This window comes from Psychrobacter sp. H27 (assembly GCF_059072655.1).
The window spans coordinates 2,596,646-2,614,619 of sequence record NZ_JCACRX010000001.1 but is presented as its reverse complement, the minus strand read 5'-3'; the positions used below and the strand labels follow the sequence as shown (position 1 = coordinate 2,614,619).

Here is a 17,974-nt window from a genome sequence, read left to right as displayed (position 1 = left end):
CTTATTCGTTATTCGCTGTTTCACTAGTAGAAGTAGTAGTGTTCGCTACGTCTTCACCAGCATCAGCCATTTGTACATCTTGACCAGCTTTTAAGGTAACATAGGCTTTTTTATAGTCGTTACGACGGCCGATGCTTTTACCAAAACGCTTTGTCTTACCTTTAACATTCAAAGTGTTTACTTTAGTAACTTCAACACCTTCAAACATCAACTCAACTGCTTTCTTGACTTCAAGCTTAGTAGCATTAGAATCAATTTTAAATACCTGCACACCAAGTGAGTCGCCAAGCATTTGAGATTTTTCTGAGAATACAGGTCCTCTTAAGACCTGATAAAGTCTTGCGTTGTTCATGCTAGTGCTTCCTCAAATTGTTTCGCAGCTTCAACTGACATGATCACTTTATCAAATGCGATCAAGCTCACTGGATCCACTTCGCCTGTACCAAGTACGTTGACGTGTGGAATGTTGCGAGCAGCTAAGTATAAGTTCTCGTCAACTTCTTTAGTGACGATCAATGCACGAGGTGCACCAAGCTCATTTAGCTTTGCAATCAGTTCTTTAGTTTTCGGCCCAGAAACGCTCAACTCTTCTACCAAAATCAGACGCTCTTGACGAATCAATTCTGCTAGGATGCACTGCATCGCACCGCGATACATTTTACGGTTTACTTTCTGTGACCAATCTTGTGGTTTTGCAGCGAATGCACGACCACCTGAACGCCATATTGGGCTACGAATAGAGCCCGCACGAGCGCGACCAGTACCTTTTTGGCGCCATGGCTTGATACCACCGCCAGAAACTTCGGCACGGGTTTTTTGTGCGCGTGTACCTTGACGAGCACCAGCTAAATAAGCGGTGACGACCTGATGCACTAGTGCTTCGTTGAATTCACGACCAAAAGCCGTATCAGAAAGCTCAACCGCCGCACCTGTAACTGTTTTTAAATCCACGTTAATCCCCTTGCTTAGGCTTTGACTGACGGACGTACGATAACATCGCCACCGGTGGCACCTGGGATAGCACCCTTGATGACAAGTAACCCTTTTTCGGCATCAACCGAAATCACTTCTAGGCCTTGAACAGTAACACGCTTGTTACCCATCTGGCCCGCCATCTTCTTGCCTTTGAATACTTTACCTGGTGACTGGTTTTGACCAGTTGAACCATGCGCACGATGAGACACTGAGTTACCATGAGTAGCATCTTGCATACTAAAGTTGTGACGCTTTACTGGACCCTGAAAGCCTTTACCTTTGCTCTGTCCTGTCACATCAACCATCTGACCTTGTTCGAACAAATCAGCTAGAATCTCGCCACCAATCTCACGACCTTCAAGATCGCTTTCGTTGGCACGGAATTCCCAAACACCACGGCCAGCTTTAACACCAGCTTTAGCGAAGTGACCTTTTTGTGCTGCAGTTACGCGGCTGTCACGACGGGTACCTGTAGTGATTTGGATGGCTTGATAACCATCTACATCAGTACTTTTTACTTGAGTAATGCGGTTTGCATCGACCTCAACTACTGTTACAGGGATAGATGCGCCTGCTTCAGTGAAGACACGGGTCATGCCGCACTTTTTACCGACTAAACCGATCGCCATTTTAGACCTCTTTATATCTTATATTAATGGGTTGGGTGTGCATTAACCCAAAGCAATTTGAACGTCAACACCCGCCGCTAAATCTAATTTCATTAGCGCATCCACAGTTTTGTCAGTAGGTTGAACGATATCAACCATACGCTTATGAGTACGGATTTCGTACTGATCACGAGCGTCTTTGTTAACGTGTGGTGAGGTTAGAACGTTGAAGCGCTCAATGCGAGTCGGCAACGGTACAGGACCACAAACTTGCGCACCGGTGCGCTTTGCAGTATCAACAATCTCTTGTGCAGATTGATCAATCAGACGATGATCAAAAGACTTAAGACGGATACGGATTCTCTGGTTAGCCATGCCAGCAAGCTCCTAATATGTGCTTTCGTCATTCTTGCGTTGCAAGATCATGATCAAAAGCAGTTTGGTTAAATATTCACTTAAAGCGGCCTTCTGTTCTTAACCAGAATGAGTTCTTTATCCGAACTTATAGCGTGCCAAAAGCAAAATAGTTTAAAGCCCCGCCGACCCTCCTATAATGGATGTCAGCAAAGGCATAATGAAATAGTGCTAGAAACGATGCTCCAGCTGTAATAGCGCCAGCTTTTCTGTTCAGCTGCGCGTATATAATTCAGTGGTGTATATTATACACAGTATTTTGGTCATTGCAAGGGCAATATATTTGAGAGTTTCATATACCAACTCTGAAAATTTCTCACATATAAGTTTATTTATTACTTAGACCTATTAACTGCGCTTAATAATAACTATTGATATCGCTAATCCAGAACAATATCGTACTGTTCTTGGGTATATAGGTTTTCTACATCAAAAGTAATCACTCTACCTAGTAGATACTCTAAATCGGCTACTGTGTCTGACTCTGTTGTGAGTAGTAAGTCAATAACTGCCGCATGAGCCACTACCGTGAATTTTTTGGGAGAGTTATATGTACGAGCACATCGCATGATCTCACGGAATATCTCAAAACAAACCGTTTCTGCGGTTTTTACGAACCCGCGACCCTGACAGGTAGAACAAGGCTCACAAAGCTGCTGACCTAATGACTCACGTGTACGCTTACGTGTCATCTCCACCAATCCAAGCTCACTGACTTGTGTAATCTTGGTTTTGGCATAGTCTTGAGTAAGCTGTGACTGTAGGCTCTCTAGTACATCATCTTTGTGCTGTTGCTCCAGCATGTCGATAAAATCTAGGATAATAATACCGCCCAGATTACGTAGACGCAACTGACGCGCAATGGCATGTGTGGCTTCTAAATTGGTCTTATAGACGGTGTCCTCTAATGAACGACCACCCACAAAAGAGCCCGTATTGACATCAATAGTGGTCATTGCTTCTGTTTGGTCGATGATTAGATACCCACCAGATTTTAGATCAACACGGCGTTTTAGGGCATCACGCAAGTCATCCTCGACACGGTGTACATCAAACAATGACAGCTCTGCCGTATAATGCACGATTCTGTCATATACAAATGGTACAAACTCTTTGGCAAAGTATCTTATTTGCTCATAAATCTGTGTGTTATCGATGATGACTTTTTCGGTATCAGCATGCACTAGGTCGCGGATAGAACGCAGCGGTAGAGACAACTCTTGATAAATAAGCTCTGAGCTCTGGTTGTGGTTGATCTCTTGACGACGCGCACAGATAGTACGCCATAGCTGTAGTAAATAATAGATGTCTTCTTCTAGCTTATCGACAGGAACACGCTCAGCAGCAGTACGAGCAATGAGACCGCCTTTTAGGTTGACTGTCTGCATCAAGCTACTCAGCTCAGTTTTTAGACGCGTACGTTCTTCGTCACCATCGATACGCTGTGATATACCAATATGATCGCTTGACGGTAAATAAACCAAATAACGTGATGGTAGCGATATGTTGGTCGTTAAACGCGCGCCTTTACTACCCAACTGATCTTTGGTCACCTGCACCAAGATACGCTGGCTTTCGTGCAAACGGTGTTGAATCAAAGTCTTCGACGCAGGCACGACCTCAGTACTTTTTGCACTGACAACTGGCGGGGTTACCTCTAAGTTGTCTGCAGAGGTCTCTATAGCCGATCTACTATCACCGGTTTCTTTTTTGGTTTCTGCAACCGTTTTATTTTTATTTTCTGCGACTGGGCGTGGCTCTCGCTGCATATCGTTGACATGCAAAAATGCAGTTCTTGACTGACCGATATCGACAAAAGCTGCCTGCATACCAGGAAGGACACGTACAACCGTACCCAAATAGATATTGCCTACCAAACCCAGTTTGTGATGTCGCTCAATATAAATCTCACCCAAGATGCCGTTGTCTAAAACCGCAACACGGGACTCCATTGGACTAATATTAATCAGCAGCTCTTCGGACATAGTTTTTTCTCTTATCTTTTAGCTTTCTTATTAGGCGTTCATCGCCTATTCGTTTGACAGTGTAACAAATGCTGCTTGCTCTTGCCCATTACCCTACCGTGTCATTATGTGCATATTCGACATGGTAGGTTGATTGCGTTCACCCTGTACTATGTGTTCTCGCTACCCTATGACATATTTTTGATCAATGCCAACGTTTGTGCCAATGGCAGACCGACAACATTGGTATAGCTGCCGTTAATACGGTCAACCCAAGCGGCACCTAAACCTTGAATGCCATAGCCGCCTGCTTTATCAGCGGGCTCTCCGCTATCCCAGTAATCGCTCATCATCTGCGTGGTCAGCGGTATAAAGGTCACCTCTGTACGTTCAGTGAATTGCTGCTGATCAACAACCTGAAAGTCTTTGATACGGCCTGGTGTATGGCCTTCTTTTTTTGATAGCAACTGTACTCGAGTTGCTTGCACAGCTGTCCACACTTCATGAACATTGTCAGACATCTGCTGCCACATACGATAAGCATGCTCGCGATCGACTGGTTTGACCAGGACTGTCTTACCATCCGGCAGTACACCAATGGTGTCGGAGGTCAGAATAACAACTGACTCGGCAAAGCTATCCTCATCTATATTCAGTGTTTGGTTTAATTGCTCTATAGCAGCAGCAGCTTTGGTCGCGACCATACGTTCGATATAGTCTTCTGGCAACTCATCAACTTGCTTGGTCTCATCGATGTCTACGCTTAGAACTCTAAAATCTAACTGTGCTCTGGTTAGTAACTCTCGACGACGCGGCGAACCAGACGCTAAAATAATATTCATCGCTTTTCTCTTTATTTATCAAAATATAATGTATGGGTTTGCTGAATAGATTGGCAAATGCAAAAGCGACTGTGACAAAGCAACCATTGATAGCAACCATTGATAGCAACCATTGATAGCAACCATTAATAACAGCGCTGTCATTAACGTGCGAATTTGCGTAGCGCCAACAGTATAAGTGGCCAGCTGATAATACTCATGATGAGTGATAGAGCAGATTTTGCGACAAAAACGTTTTGGACAAACAGTTGCAGTATCCATAAATTCAACTGGAAAACGAACAACCCTAAGCTGGCGATCAACCACGCACTAATTGTGTTTAACTGCCTGACATAGATGCTGACAATCTTGATCACAAGGGCAACCACAACCGCTGCAAACGCTTGCTGCCCCAAATGTGTATCCATCAGTAAGTCTGCAATAAGCCCAATAGTAAATGCGGTAAAGATACCAACATAGCGCGGCTGAAATAGAAGCCAATAGATCAGCACCATAATCATAACCATAGGGCGCAAGGTTGCCATACTAGGACTTAATGGATAGACATTAAGTGAGGAGGCAACGATAAAGCTTAGGGCAATGACCACAATCAATAGCGCCGTTGAATTCTCAGAATCAGGATACGACATGAGTACTTACCTTAGCGATTGTGTGGTGGCGACTGTTATATTTATTGTGGGATGAATACTAAAAGGGCAAATACTGTGAGTACCATTTGATAACAGAGTTACCTAACGAGCAAGCTATTCGATAGCTTTACGCTAAACATGATGCGATCAATGTTTACTGACTCATAATAGTATTGTTTTTATTGGGCATCTTGTCTTGGAGTATCAACACATAGGCATTATCAATAAAGTTGGCAGCGGGCGTAATTTCGATACTTCTGAAATTATCGGCTTGCTCGTCTTTGATATGAGCGATACGACCAACACGATAGCCTGCTGGGATACGTCCACCCAATCCCGACGATACCAACTCATCACCAACGCGTACATCTGAGGTCTTAAAGACATAGTTAAGGCTTAACGCAGACGGGATACCCTGACCTGTCACGATAGCCCGCTGACCAGTACGCTTGACAGTGACTGCAACTGACTGCTGCTCATCAGTAATCAGTAGTAAGCGGCTGGTATTAGGATAGACATTGATAATCTGCCCCAAAATACCATCTTCATCAATGACTGTCTGTCCAACTTGCACGCCATCTTGCTCGCCCTTATTGAGCACAACAATCTGTCTGAGCAGGTTGGTATCGGTACCAATAACTTGAGCCAAGTTAAGATCAAACTGCTCGGGTTTGGTCGTCGACAAAATACCTTGCAAGCGCGCATTTTGTGCCAAGATATAATCTTGCTGCTGCAGCTTTGCATGTGCATGAATAAGTTGCGATTTTAATTGCATGTTTTCGCGGCGCAGTGCTTCTTTTGATTGTAGGCTACCACTCGCCCAATGCTTGGCATAACTGGGCAACAAAGACAGCTCATAAATAGGCTGCATAGCGGCATGACTGGTGTTACGCACTGGATTGAACCATTCCGAATTTTTGCTATCAAACCACATCAGTACTGAGGCCACTATCAATACGATAGCAGTCTTACGAAGTGATAATGCCTGGCGCGCAAAAATACTTGGGGTCATAAGTCGTCTAATTTAAGAATTCTAAAATGAGCAATAGCACGGGGTTAGAGCGTGAGTGTTTATCGATAATATTGGGTTCTAGCATGGTTCAATGCAATTAAAGGCAGCACAACTGGCTACCTTTAATATTGTAAACTGCGATCTCACAGAATATTTAGCTGTCATAAAGCATGATAGACGCTATAACGACAACCTCACACTCATGAGTAAACGCTACTTAAACAAAAATCATGTTCAAGCTTTTGTTATTGATGAAATCAAGCGCAATACCACCACCGCGGCTAACACAGGTTAATGGATCTTCTGCTACAGTCACTGGCAATCCTGTCTCTTGTGAGATAAGCTTATCAAGATCGCGTAACAATGCGCCGCCACCCGTCAATACAATACCACGCTCAGCGATGTCTGATGATAACTCTGGCGGTGTCTGCTCAAGGGCTACTTTTACAGCGCTGATAATACCGCTCAATGGGTCGGTTAATGCTTTTTGCACTTCTTCTGAATTGACGATAAAGGTCTTTGGTACGCCTTCTGCCATACTACGACCACGCACTTCTACCTCTAGCTTGCTGTCTTCATTCAATGCAGAGCCGACTTCTTTTTTGATGCGCTCAGCGGTCGTCTCACCGATCACACAACCGTGTGTACGGCGTACGTGTGTGATAATCGCTTCGTCAAACATATCGCCACCGATGCGAATAGATTCAGCATAGACACAACCAGACAGCGCGATAACGGCAATCTCAGTCGTACCACCACCAATATCAACGACCATAGAACCACTGGCTTCGTGAACAGGCATGCCAGCGCCGATAGCCGCAGCCATAGGCTCTTCTAGTAGCAACACTTTGCTTGCGCCCGCTGATGATACCGCTTCGCGAATCGCCTTACGTTCAACCAATGTAGACTTACAGGGTACACAGACCACCACGTTAGGCTGCGCCATAAAACGCTTGGCTTTTACTTTAGCAATGAAGTGCTTTAGCATTTTTTGCGTCACTTCAAAATCAGCAATCACGCCGTCCTTCAACGGGCGAATCGCTGTAATATTCGCAGGCGTACGGCCTAACATCTGCTTGGCATCAATACCAACAGCAGCGACGGTCGGGTTTTGAGTACGATTGCTTCGTAACGCGACCACCGTGGGCTCGTCAAGCACGACGCCTTTATTAGGAATAAAAATTAGGGTGTTCGCAGTACCGAGGTCGATAGCGATATTATTTGATAAAAATCCAAACAGGTTCATGACTAATATATCCAGCGTCTTACGAATGAGGCGAATGAGATTGACTGAGGGGTTACTCGTCAGTGTTGAGCAGGTCATCGTTAGACAGTAACGGCAGCGAAATTAAGTCATCGCAACTCGTCAAACCTAAGCAATAATGATGAAATGAAAAACTGAGCTAAATTATACCGATTTAGCTCGAAAAAAACATAGATATTTGCATCAGTAAGCAAGGATTTTTGTCTTAGACGCCAAAAGTTGTTACAAAGTTTGAAATAATAGTGACTATCATTCCATTCAATGAAACATCATTTATTCTGATAACTAACAAGGCTCTACAGGCAGATGATTGTTTTACTTAACAGCAGATGCATACTGTAACGTATTTTAGAACCTAATTGGGGAGCAATTGAGAATCAATCGCCAATTATACGCGTAGTTTTGCAAATGTTTGTGTCGCTCTGTTTATATACCCTTATATCATCAGTCCATCTTGGTTGATATTGTGCATCAATCAAGCCTCATACTCTGTAAACTTGAGTCAGATGCTTTATAATAAGCCAACTTTATAACCAATTACATTTGAGCGCTTATATATTCGCCCTACCCCTACTCTAACAAAAACTGTCCTTAACTGGAGAAACTATGTCTCAGCAATCAGCAACGTCTGACAACACTGTCAGCCGTGAAGAAATCCTAGAAGTGGCCAACCTTGCACGCTTGGGTGTCGATGAAAGCACGGCCGATAGCTATGCCGACGATATCAGTAAAGTATTAAAACTTATGAACACGTTATCTAACGTAGATACCACAGACATCAAGCCATTAGCCAATATCCACGAAGCTTGCCAAGAGCTACGTGTCGATGTGGCCAAGCACGATATCGAACGCGAGCGCAATCAATCGGTAGCGCCTGCCGTTGAAGATGGCTTGTATCTGGTACCACAGGTGATCGAATAGTCATGTCACATGACAGTGATTAGCGCGCTTAATCACGTATTTGCCATTATCTCATCTTATTTTATGCTATTAACATTTTGACGGACGACACCTTATGTCTGAACTTCATCTATTAAGTACCGATCAGCTCATTATGGGCTTGCAAGACAAACAATTTAGCAGCGCGGAATTAACCGAGCACTATATCAAGCGCATCGACGCACTAGACAGCAAGATCAATAGCTTTATCACGCATACTTCTGAGACTGCACGTGCACAAGCAAAAGCAGCAGACGAGATGCGTGCACAAGGCGATAAGCGTCCGCTACTTGGCGTGCCTATGGCGCACAAAGACATCTTTTGTACCCAAGGCGTATTGACGACTTGTGGTTCAAAGATGCTGCATAACTTTGTCTCACCATATAACGCGACCATCGTCTCTAACATCGACAACGCTGGCATGATTAGCTTGGGCAAGCTCAACATGGATGAGTTTGCGATGGGCTCAGACAACAGCAGCTCGTACTACGGTACGGTACAGAACCCTTGGAACCTAGAGCGCGTCCCTGGTGGCTCATCAGGTGGTAGTGCTGCCGCGGTTGCCGCTGGTTTTGTGCCAGTTGCTACCGGTAGTGACACGGGTGGCTCTATTCGTCAGCCTGCTTCATTCTGCGGACTAACCGGTATCAAGCCTACTTACGGCCGTGTGTCACGCTTTGGTATGATTGCCTATGCCTCAAGTCTAGACCAAGCCGGTAGCATGGGACGTAGCGCAAAAGACTGCGCTTACCTGCTACAGCCAATGATTGGTCATGATCCGCGTGATGCCACCTCTATCAAACATGAGATGCCTAACTACGTACAAGATATCAATGACGCTCAGGCTGCTGCTAGTGATAAGCCATTTGAAGGTCTTCGTATCGGTGTGGCAAAAGAATACTTTGGCGCAGGGCTTGATAGTGAAGTTGAGCAAGCAGCCCGTGCTGCCTTGAAAAAATACGAAGAACTGGGCGCGACGATTGTAGAAGTGAACATCACTGATCCTGAGATCACGCTTGCCACTTACTATATGTTAGCGCCTGCTGAAGCATCATCGAACCTATCACGCTTTGATGGCGTACGTTTTGGCTATCGCTGTGAGAACCCAACGGATCTGATCGATCTATACACACGCTCACGCTCTGAAGGGTTTGGCCCTGAAGTACAGCGCCGTATCTTGACCGGCACTTATGCGCTATCGGCTGGCTACTTCGATGCTTACTATACAAAAGCACAGAAGATTCGTCGCCTAATCGTCAAAGACTTCGATGAAGCCTTTGCTAGCTGTGATGTGATTGCTAGCCCAACAGCACCGACAGCAGCTTATAAGCTGAGTGAAGATCTTGACCCTGCAACGATGTACTTGGGTGATGTCTACACCATTGCGGTCAACTTAGCAGGTCTACCTGCACTTAGCCAACCAGTTGGTTTGACTAAAGAAGGTCTACCTATTGGCCTACAGTTAATCGGTAAGCACTGGCAAGAGAGTCAACTGCTCACAACTGCGCATCTGTTCCAGCAGCATACAGACCATCACTTACAACACTCAGCCATCGCAAAGGAGACGGTATAATGAACACAGCAACTACTGATAACAATGCCGCCCGTGAACCCGCCGTGCGTAAAGAGCTATTTGTTGATGGTTATGAAGTGGTCATCGGTATCGAGATTCACTGCCAGCTAAACACAGAAAGTAAAATATTCTCAAGTGCGCCGACTGACTTCGGTCATGAGCCAAACAGCCAGGCAAGTATCGTCGATTTGGGACTGCCTGGCGTATTGCCAGTGCTAAATGCTGGCGTGGTCGATCGCGCGTTAAAATTCGGTATTGGTGTCAATGCTGAGCTGGGTCTGTTTAATACATTTGACCGTAAAAACTACTTTTACCCTGACCTACCTAAAGGCTATCAAATCACTCAGATGGCCAATCCTATCGTCGGCGTTGGCTATATCGATGTCGTGGTCAATGAGGGCGAGAAGAACGAATACCCTAAACGTATGGGTATCACCCGCGCGCATCTAGAAGAAGATGCAGGTAAATCAGTGCATGACGCAGTCGACGGTATGACCGGTGTCGATCTTAACCGTGCTGGTACACCACTGATCGAAATCGTATCTGAGCCAGACATGCGCTCAGCGAACGAAGCATTGGCTTACATCAAAGCCATTCATCAGCTGGTCACGTGGCTTGGCATCTCAGACGCTGTAATGGCTGAAGGCTCGTTCCGCTGTGACTGTAACGTCTCTGTGCGCAAGCCAGGCGCTGATCTTGGTACACGTACTGAGCTAAAGAACCTAAACTCATTCCGCTTTATCGAGCGTGCTATCAACCGTGAGATTGAGCGTCAAATCGATATCATTGAAGATGGTGGTAAAGTCGTTCAAGCGACGATGCTATATGATCCAGAGCGCGACGAAACGCGTACCATGCGTACCAAAGAAGACGCTAACGACTATCGCTACTTCCCTGATCCTGACCTGCTACCTGTCCGTATCGAGCAGCATACGGTTGATGCCATCAAAGCAGCGATGCCAGAGCTACCAGTTGCTCGTCGTGCACGTTTCGAAGAAGCGCTTGGTCTGTCAGAGTATGACGCACGTATCCTGACTGGTAGTCGTCAACTTGCCGATTACTTCGAAGATGTGGTGGCTGAAATCGGTCAGTCAGATGCCAAGATGGCTGGCAACTGGGTCATGGGCGACTTGCTAGGCGCACTGAACAAAGATGACAAAGACATCGTCGACTCTCCTATCAGCGCCAAACAGTTGGCTGGTATGCTAAAACGTATTAAAGATGACACGCTATCTGGCAAACTGGCCAAGAAAGTTTTTAGTGCTCTATATGAGCGCGAAGGTGGCAATGATGATGACGCGGCAGATAAGATCATCAAAGACAAAGGTCTCAAGCAAGAAACTGACACGGGCGCTATCAAAGCCATGGTCGAAGACGTCATTGCAAAAAATGAAGCGATGGTAGAAGAATATCGCGGCGGTAAAGAAAAAGCCTTTAACGGTCTGGTCGGTCAAGTCATGAAAGCCAGTCGCGGTAGTGCCAACCCGCAGCAAGTCAACCAAATCCTAAAAGAGCTATTGGGTTAAAGCTACCTGCGCAATAGCAATACTGGCTGTGATACGTAGAATGATGTAGTAGATTTTGGCTAGTATAAATAGCCCTTGCAATATACATAATTTTGCGTAAAATAGTCAGTCATTCGGGGCGTAGCGCAGTCTGGTAGCGCACTACACTGGGGGTGTAGTGGTCGCAGGTTCAAATCCTGCCGTTCCGACCAAACATAGATTTAGGGCAGACCGTCATAGACCGTCTGCCCTTTATTTTGGGCGTTTTTCAGGTTTTCACTATCTTATAGGTGTATGGCGTTCCATATAGAATGTTGGTATTATTGTTGGTATCGAGCAATACCAACAATAATACCAACAAAGGATAGACCCCATGCCCCTAACCCATACCAGTATCAACAAGCTAGCCCCTAGCCCCACCTCTATTGATACAAAACGACCTGATAAACACAGTGACGGTAACGGGTTGCAATTATGGGTGCGTTATACGGGCGTTAAGTCATGGATCAGCGCCTACCGCTGGCAAGGTAAACAGCAAACCCTCACTATTGGCACTTATCCAGTAATGAGCCTTCAAAATGCACGCCAGCGTAATATTGAGATTAAACGCTTGATAGCTGATGGTGTGAACCCTAAAGACGATAAGAAAAAGACACAAGCAGACAATGACGGATCAAGGGCATTCGATACCATAGCGCAGCGTTGGCACGATGACCGCAAAGCGCATATAGCCCCTACCACCTATAGCCGTGACTATTCACAGTACCAGCGCGATATTAAACCCGTTATTGGTCACATGAATATAGAGGACATAACCGCGCCTGATGTTTTAGCCATTGGTAAAGCTATCGAAGCGAGGGGCGCAGCTGACATGGCAAGGCGTGCAATACGTCAAACGGGGCAGATATTCAAACAAGCCATACGTGAGGGCTTAACCAATCTCAACCCAGCCACCGACCTAACCGAAGCGTTAAAACCGCATAAGGTGAAGCACCATAGCCGTATCACTAGCCAGCAATTACCAAAGCTACTACAAGACATTAACGCCTATGAGGGTGATCTACTGGTAAAGCTGGGCTTATGGTTTATGTGCTATACGTTTGTAAGAACGCAAGAATTGCGCTTCATGGAATGGTCAGAGATAGACTATAAAGCCAAAATATGGCGCATACCAGCCGACAAAATGAAAATGGATAGACCGCACCTAGTACCATTGTCACCGCAAACAATGGCATTATTAGAACAGATCAAGGCGCTAGGTTTTTCGGATCAATATGTTTTCTTTAATACCTCAACCCGTAAGCCATACAGTACCAATGCTTTTATCACTGCCCTATGGCGCATGGGTTATAAAGGACGTATGACAGGGCACGGCTTCCGTGGACTTGCCAGCACTACCCTACACGAACAAGAATACATGCACGAAGCGATAGAGCTACAGCTGGCACATGAAAAAGAGAACAAGATCAGCAAGGCATACAATGGAGCGCAGCACCTACCATACAGAAAAGATATGATGAATGACTGGGCAAACTTCATTGATAATGCTTACGCTGGAAAAATAGACAACGTGATCCGTGCAGACTTTAAAGGACAAAAACAAAATCTAGGCTAAGGCTTAGTACCAACTATGCAAGGCTAGGACTAATTACCCGAAAGCCAGCCGTTCACACACCTTTAGGCTGGCACTGCCTTGCACCTACTTTGATTTAAGGGTGTAGGGGTGTGATTATGGACTTGATGCACAAAGTAACCAAACCATTAGAAAACTACATAAGCTTTGAAGATTTTATTTGTCAGCTATCACAAGATAATAATCAGCCATTATATAGCGTTGTATCGTTTCTAATTCACTATGATATTCAAAGCGTTAGATCTTATTATATTTTTAACTATGAAATAATGCCTGAAACTTCTTCTTCAATTAATAGCTATTTGCGAGAAATTCAAGCTATATTATTCATGCATAATGAAGATTGGATATATGAAGGTAATAAAAGCTTTGAGTGGCTATGTTTTGATGTTGGTTCAGAACTGCGAGCCTACATAAAAAGTTGTCCATATAGTTTCTTAAAAAAATCCGAACTATTACTATTCCCTCCTTTGATGGAAGAAAAGTTAATTAATTTTGAAATAGTTGATGTGCCTAATACACCTTTCAATGATGCAATAAAAGCAAATAGCCTGAAAATTAAACAATCAGATCAGGAGCGTATAACTGAACTTGAAGCAGAATTAGCTGAACTTAAGAAAAAATTAGATAGACAGATAAACCAGTCAGCTGATGACTTAAGCAAAGTACCTCATCAAGCCTATAGAGCTTTAGATAGGGTAATGTATGCAATGGCTCAACTTTCTAATTTAGATAACTCAAAACCATACAGCCAAAATAAACCGTCTTTAAACGCTAGTATTACTACAATACTGCAAAATGATGGTTTAACACTTGAGAGCGAAGCCGTAGGCAAATGGCTGTCACGTATTAATAATATAAAGCCATTAAAGTAATCTACTATAGATAACTTGCTATCTACTATAGAACCCATGTGAAGTTCCACTACATATCATAGAGCCATGTTGAAAGCCGTAGCACACCGTTACAGCTGACATGGAGCTATAAAAATGACACATCTACAAACCTCTGTTATCGCTTTTACTGATAACACCGCGAACGACACCAAACTAGCCACCGCAAACAATCCTATACAGTACTTGCCGACTACAGGCATGGGCAGAGCTAAGGACATTTTGCCATTCCTGCCCTTTAGCAAAACCACTCTTTTTGAATGGTCAAAAGATGGACGTTTCCCAGCTGGTAAGAAGCTAAGCCCCACCATGACCGCATGGAGCTATGCCGACGTTCACGAATGGCTCAACTCTCACACCTCAACTACAAGCGAGGTGTAGATTATGCTTACTATCTCAGAAAATAATATAGGTATGAAAGACGGGCTTTACTCACTTAATGACCTACATAGAGCCAGTGGCAGTGATAAAAAGCACAAGCCAGCAAATTTTATAAGATTGGAAGTCACAAAGGGCTTAATTTATGAAATAGAGCGTTGCTCAGATATGAGCAACGGAACAAATTCAATAGCTTACAAAGTTATTCAAGGTGGTGACTCAGAGCAGCAAGGTACTTTCGTATGCCGTGAACTAGTCTATAGCTATGCGATGTGGATCAGCCCACGCTTTCAATTATTGGTTATACGCGCCTTTGACTCAATAGCTAATCAGCAAAACCAACTTAGCCAACGGCTCAATGACTTATGCCATGATCTAAAGGTGGTTGATGATGGACTAACTAGCGCAGGACGTTTCCTTTGCATTGGTGGTAAGCAGATCAAGCCACAAATAAAGCAAGATATTGATAGCACCCTGAGACAGATGCAACCTAGCCTTTTTATAGAGCCACGCGCCAGCTGAGCCTGTCAAGAGCAAGGGGGACTAAATGACCACCACACCAACAAATACCCGTGAAAAAGCCCATGCGGACAACATGGGCGCTCATACTCTCTTACAGGATTGCAAGCCAGCTACAGAGGACCAGCTGGCAAACGATCCGTTTTTAATCAAACTCAATGACATGCTAGAACCTGAACGGCTGCTATTCGTTACAGGTGATACTACTATATATTATGGTGAACAAATTGGCAAAACCGAACCAACAGCCAACACCATAGGCTTAGCATTGACCGACAAACAAGGCGATATAGTAGGCGCGGTATTCTACACACCCAACAGCAAAGCAAAGCCTATTGTTATTGATCCTACAGGGTATGGCGCTATCGTCATTGGTGAGCCAAACAAAGCCAGTGAGGTGATAGCCTTTAATGATCTAGATGATGGTATCGAGGTTTACAGCTACCTGATAGATAGTGATAAAACAATCATCATTAGCCCTCAACAAACAAAGCAATGCCTTAAAAAGATGGTGCAGCACTGGAGCAGCGGTTCACTTGTTACCGTACCTATGACACTTGATGACAAGGGCTTGATAAACTTATTGGCAGGTGTGAGGGCGCAAGCATTGGTTACTGTGGCTCATATCGTCACTATGCTACAAAATGACAGCTATGAAGCGATACTGGCAGACAGTGACACCCAGCTAATCAATTTACAAGATACTGCCTACTATCCTGAATGGCGCGATGATCCCCAGCTGAATGAGCCAATGATTTACAGTGATGGGCGTTTTGAGCTTTACCACGATGGGCTGTTTTTCGTGAAGTATAACGATGATGACCCAGCAAACATCACTTTCAAGTTTAAGGCGTTTGTTTGTTCACCGATTGAGGTTATCGCTAAGACAAGAGACACCAGTAGCGGTACATGGGGGCGGTTATTGCAATGGCGTGACGATGACAACGTAAAACATCAATGGTCAATGCCGTTATCACTACTTCAAGGTGATGCCCGTGAGTATCGCAAAGAGCTGGCTAGTCAAGGCTTGAACATTACCACCAACCCCAAACAGCGCAGCTACTTAGATACCTATATTCAAAACTACCCTATCCACAAACGGGCGTTATGCGTGGATAAGTTGGGCTGGCATGATAAGCAATATATATTACCTGACAGAGCCATAGGCAGCGATGGTAAGCAGCTTATTGTCTATCAGTCTGCAAATAGCATTAACAGCACCCTAACCCAGCAAGGCACATTAGCCGAATGGCGCGATAACTTATGCAAGCCACTAGCAGAACAAAGCCGTTTTGTGTTCTCTATTGCTTGCGCGTTTGCAGGTCAATTACTGGAGTTATTAGAGTATGACGGGGGCGGTTTTCACTTTTTAGGTTCATCAAGCATGGGCAAGTCCCTATCGCTTAAACTGGCTGCTAGTGTATGGGGCAACCCTGACAGGTACGTTAAGACATGGCGCAGCACAGACAACGCCCTAGAGGGCACAGCAAGCGAGCACAATGACAGTTTTCTGCCACTTGATGAGATCAGCGAATGTGATCCCAAAATAGTAGGTAAAACCGTTTACATGCTGGCTAATGGTCAAGGTAAAGGGCGCAGCACCACCACGGGACACAATCGCATAGCCAAAACATGGCGCATTATCTTTTTGTCCAATGGTGAGGAGTCGCTACAAAACTTCATGGCGCAAGCAGGACAGAAAACCAATGCAGGTATTGAGGTTCGAGTCGCGCATATTGATGCTGATGCTGGCAAGGGGTTAAAGACCTTTGATAGTTTGGTACTGGCAGATACAAGCGAAGCACAAGCTGATAGGATTAAAGAGCTGTCACACGCTTACTATGGATCAGCTGGCATTGCATGGCTAGAACATATCACCAGTGACAAAGCAGCGACCACCGCCACCGCTGGGCAGCTTGTAGATGACTTTATGAGTCAGTACAGCGACCTGACAGCACAGGCGCATAGAGTGGCTAAACGGTTCGCTATCGTGAGTGCAGCTGGAGAGATAGCAACAAGCGCAGGTATTACAGGGTGGCAAGCAGGACAAGCAACGACAGCCGTGATGACATGCTTAGATAACTGGCTCGATAACTACGGGCGTGATGGTGAGCATGAGCAGCGCCAAATCATAGATCATATCAAGGCATTTATTGAACAGCACGGATCAAGTCGTTTTCAACCGTGCCACATTCACACGTACCAAGACTTTGAACCCAAGACAACCAACCGTGCTGGTTATCACAATTACGACACAGGGGAATATTATTTCTCTACCAGTACCTTTGATGAAGTCTGTTCACCATTTAACAAAAGCAAAGTCTTACAAGTATTAGATGACGCTGGATTATTGAATGTGACTGAAAGTGACCGTAAAACGTGTAGAGTGCCTTTACCATTCAAAAAGAACCGCCAGCGTGTTTATGCGGTCAAAGGTGAGATATTAAGTTGTGAAACTACAAAAAGCACTGGGACAGCTGGGACAACTGGGACAAGCTATACACAGCAAGGGCTAGACCCTGTCCCAAGCACTAAAACACCACTGGGACAGCTGGGACAGAATGGCTCAATTTGTTAATCTGTCCCAAGTGTCCCAAAGGCTAAAAAAGGGCTGGGACAGCTGAAAGCCAGTAATTACCGGCGTTGTCCCGTTGTCCCAAGTGTCCCAAGCAAAAAACTAAGGTAAAGAAAAAATAATCACAGGTAGGCGTTTATCGTCTGCCTTTTTTTGTGCCTGATGTTTATCGTGAGATCAGTTTGAGCACTGGCAGCCTGTTAAGGTTTAAAACTGTATGGGGAATATCACCACACAGCTAAAAGTGTAGA

Annotated in this window: 17 protein-coding genes and 1 tRNA gene; 9 read left to right on the top strand and 9 right to left on the bottom strand. The window is 44.8% G+C overall.

Annotation, left to right across the window (positions count from 1 at the left end):
• Position 1 precedes the first annotated feature (1 nt).
• The 9 genes from rplW to AC5JPY_RS10670 form a co-directional block, all read right to left on the bottom strand.
• Positions 2 to 352 carry a 50S ribosomal protein L23 gene (gene rplW, locus AC5JPY_RS10710; protein WP_319052268.1) on the bottom strand — a complete coding sequence of 117 codons (351 nt, stop codon included), beginning with the start codon at positions 350 to 352 and terminating at the stop codon, positions 2 to 4.
• On the bottom strand, positions 349 to 951 hold the full coding sequence (rplD, locus tag AC5JPY_RS10705) for a 50S ribosomal protein L4 (RefSeq protein ID WP_319052267.1): 603 nt from the start codon (positions 949 to 951) through the stop codon (positions 349 to 351). Before rplD ends, rplW begins: the two co-directional genes overlap by 4 nt.
• Positions 952 to 965: 14 nt before the next feature.
• The gene (gene rplC, locus AC5JPY_RS10700) at positions 966 to 1,604 is read right to left on the bottom strand and encodes a 50S ribosomal protein L3 (RefSeq protein WP_319052266.1); all 639 of its coding nucleotides are present in this window, start codon (positions 1,602 to 1,604) and stop codon (positions 966 to 968) included.
• Positions 1,605 to 1,646: 42 nt separating this feature from the next.
• On the bottom strand, positions 1,647 to 1,958 hold the full coding sequence (gene rpsJ / locus AC5JPY_RS10695) for a 30S ribosomal protein S10 (protein ID WP_010196670.1): 312 nt from the start codon (positions 1,956 to 1,958) through the stop codon (positions 1,647 to 1,649).
• A 419-nt stretch (positions 1,959 to 2,377) separates the two neighbouring features.
• A complete protein-coding gene (locus tag AC5JPY_RS10690; RefSeq protein ID WP_493852445.1) occupies positions 2,378 to 3,982 on the bottom strand; it encodes an Rne/Rng family ribonuclease in 1,605 nt (534 codons plus the stop codon).
• 167 nt (positions 3,983 to 4,149) lie between these two features.
• Complete coding sequence (locus AC5JPY_RS10685; RefSeq protein ID WP_493852444.1) at positions 4,150 to 4,803, bottom strand: Maf family protein; 654 nt, start codon at positions 4,801 to 4,803, stop codon at positions 4,150 to 4,152.
• A 143-nt stretch (positions 4,804 to 4,946) separates the two neighbouring features.
• Positions 4,947 to 5,432 carry a rod shape-determining protein MreD gene (gene mreD / locus AC5JPY_RS10680; RefSeq protein WP_493843637.1) on the bottom strand — a complete coding sequence of 162 codons (486 nt, stop codon included), beginning with the start codon at positions 5,430 to 5,432 and terminating at the stop codon, positions 4,947 to 4,949.
• A gap of 154 nt (positions 5,433 to 5,586) precedes the next feature.
• A complete protein-coding gene (gene mreC, locus AC5JPY_RS10675) occupies positions 5,587 to 6,444 on the bottom strand; it encodes a rod shape-determining protein MreC (protein ID WP_493843638.1) in 858 nt (285 codons plus the stop codon).
• Positions 6,445 to 6,661: 217 nt separating this feature from the next.
• A complete protein-coding gene (locus tag AC5JPY_RS10670; RefSeq protein ID WP_319052277.1) occupies positions 6,662 to 7,699 on the bottom strand; it encodes a rod shape-determining protein in 1,038 nt (345 codons plus the stop codon).
• A gap of 615 nt (positions 7,700 to 8,314) precedes the next feature.
• On the opposite strand from AC5JPY_RS10670, the gene gatC reads away from it, so the two are divergent.
• The 9 genes from gatC (at position 8,315) to AC5JPY_RS10625 (ending at position 17,726) form a co-directional block, all read left to right on the top strand.
• The gene (gatC, locus tag AC5JPY_RS10665) at positions 8,315 to 8,629 is read left to right on the top strand and encodes an Asp-tRNA(Asn)/Glu-tRNA(Gln) amidotransferase subunit GatC (RefSeq protein WP_443526862.1); all 315 of its coding nucleotides are present in this window, start codon (positions 8,315 to 8,317) and stop codon (positions 8,627 to 8,629) included.
• Between the two features lie 94 nt (positions 8,630 to 8,723).
• Positions 8,724 to 10,220 (top strand): Asp-tRNA(Asn)/Glu-tRNA(Gln) amidotransferase subunit GatA, encoded by a 1,497-nt coding sequence (gene gatA, locus AC5JPY_RS10660; RefSeq protein WP_493852443.1) that lies wholly within the window; start codon positions 8,724 to 8,726, stop codon positions 10,218 to 10,220.
• The gene (gene gatB, locus AC5JPY_RS10655; RefSeq protein ID WP_493852442.1) at positions 10,220 to 11,746 is read left to right on the top strand and encodes an Asp-tRNA(Asn)/Glu-tRNA(Gln) amidotransferase subunit GatB; all 1,527 of its coding nucleotides are present in this window, start codon (positions 10,220 to 10,222) and stop codon (positions 11,744 to 11,746) included. The genes gatA and gatB overlap by 1 nt, the downstream gene beginning before the upstream one ends.
• Before the next feature lie 114 nt (positions 11,747 to 11,860).
• Positions 11,861 to 11,937: transfer RNA gene (locus AC5JPY_RS10650), tRNA-Pro, on the top strand.
• Between the two features lie 161 nt (positions 11,938 to 12,098).
• Positions 12,099 to 13,340 carry a tyrosine-type recombinase/integrase gene (locus tag AC5JPY_RS10645; RefSeq protein WP_493852441.1) on the top strand — a complete coding sequence of 414 codons (1,242 nt, stop codon included), beginning with the start codon at positions 12,099 to 12,101 and terminating at the stop codon, positions 13,338 to 13,340.
• A gap of 116 nt (positions 13,341 to 13,456) precedes the next feature.
• Positions 13,457 to 14,233: a hypothetical protein gene (locus tag AC5JPY_RS10640; protein ID WP_493852440.1), complete on the top strand. Its 777-nt coding sequence runs from the start codon at positions 13,457 to 13,459 to the stop codon at positions 14,231 to 14,233.
• A gap of 114 nt (positions 14,234 to 14,347) precedes the next feature.
• Complete coding sequence (locus AC5JPY_RS10635) at positions 14,348 to 14,632, top strand: helix-turn-helix transcriptional regulator (protein ID WP_493852439.1); 285 nt, start codon at positions 14,348 to 14,350, stop codon at positions 14,630 to 14,632.
• A gap of 3 nt (positions 14,633 to 14,635) precedes the next feature.
• Positions 14,636 to 15,151 carry a KilA-N domain-containing protein gene (locus AC5JPY_RS10630; RefSeq protein ID WP_493852438.1) on the top strand — a complete coding sequence of 172 codons (516 nt, stop codon included), beginning with the start codon at positions 14,636 to 14,638 and terminating at the stop codon, positions 15,149 to 15,151.
• 25 nt (positions 15,152 to 15,176) lie between these two features.
• Entirely contained in the window at positions 15,177 to 17,726 is a 2,550-nt protein-coding gene (locus AC5JPY_RS10625; RefSeq protein ID WP_493852437.1) for a DUF927 domain-containing protein, read from the top strand.
• Positions 17,727 to 17,974: the final 248 nt, after the last annotated feature.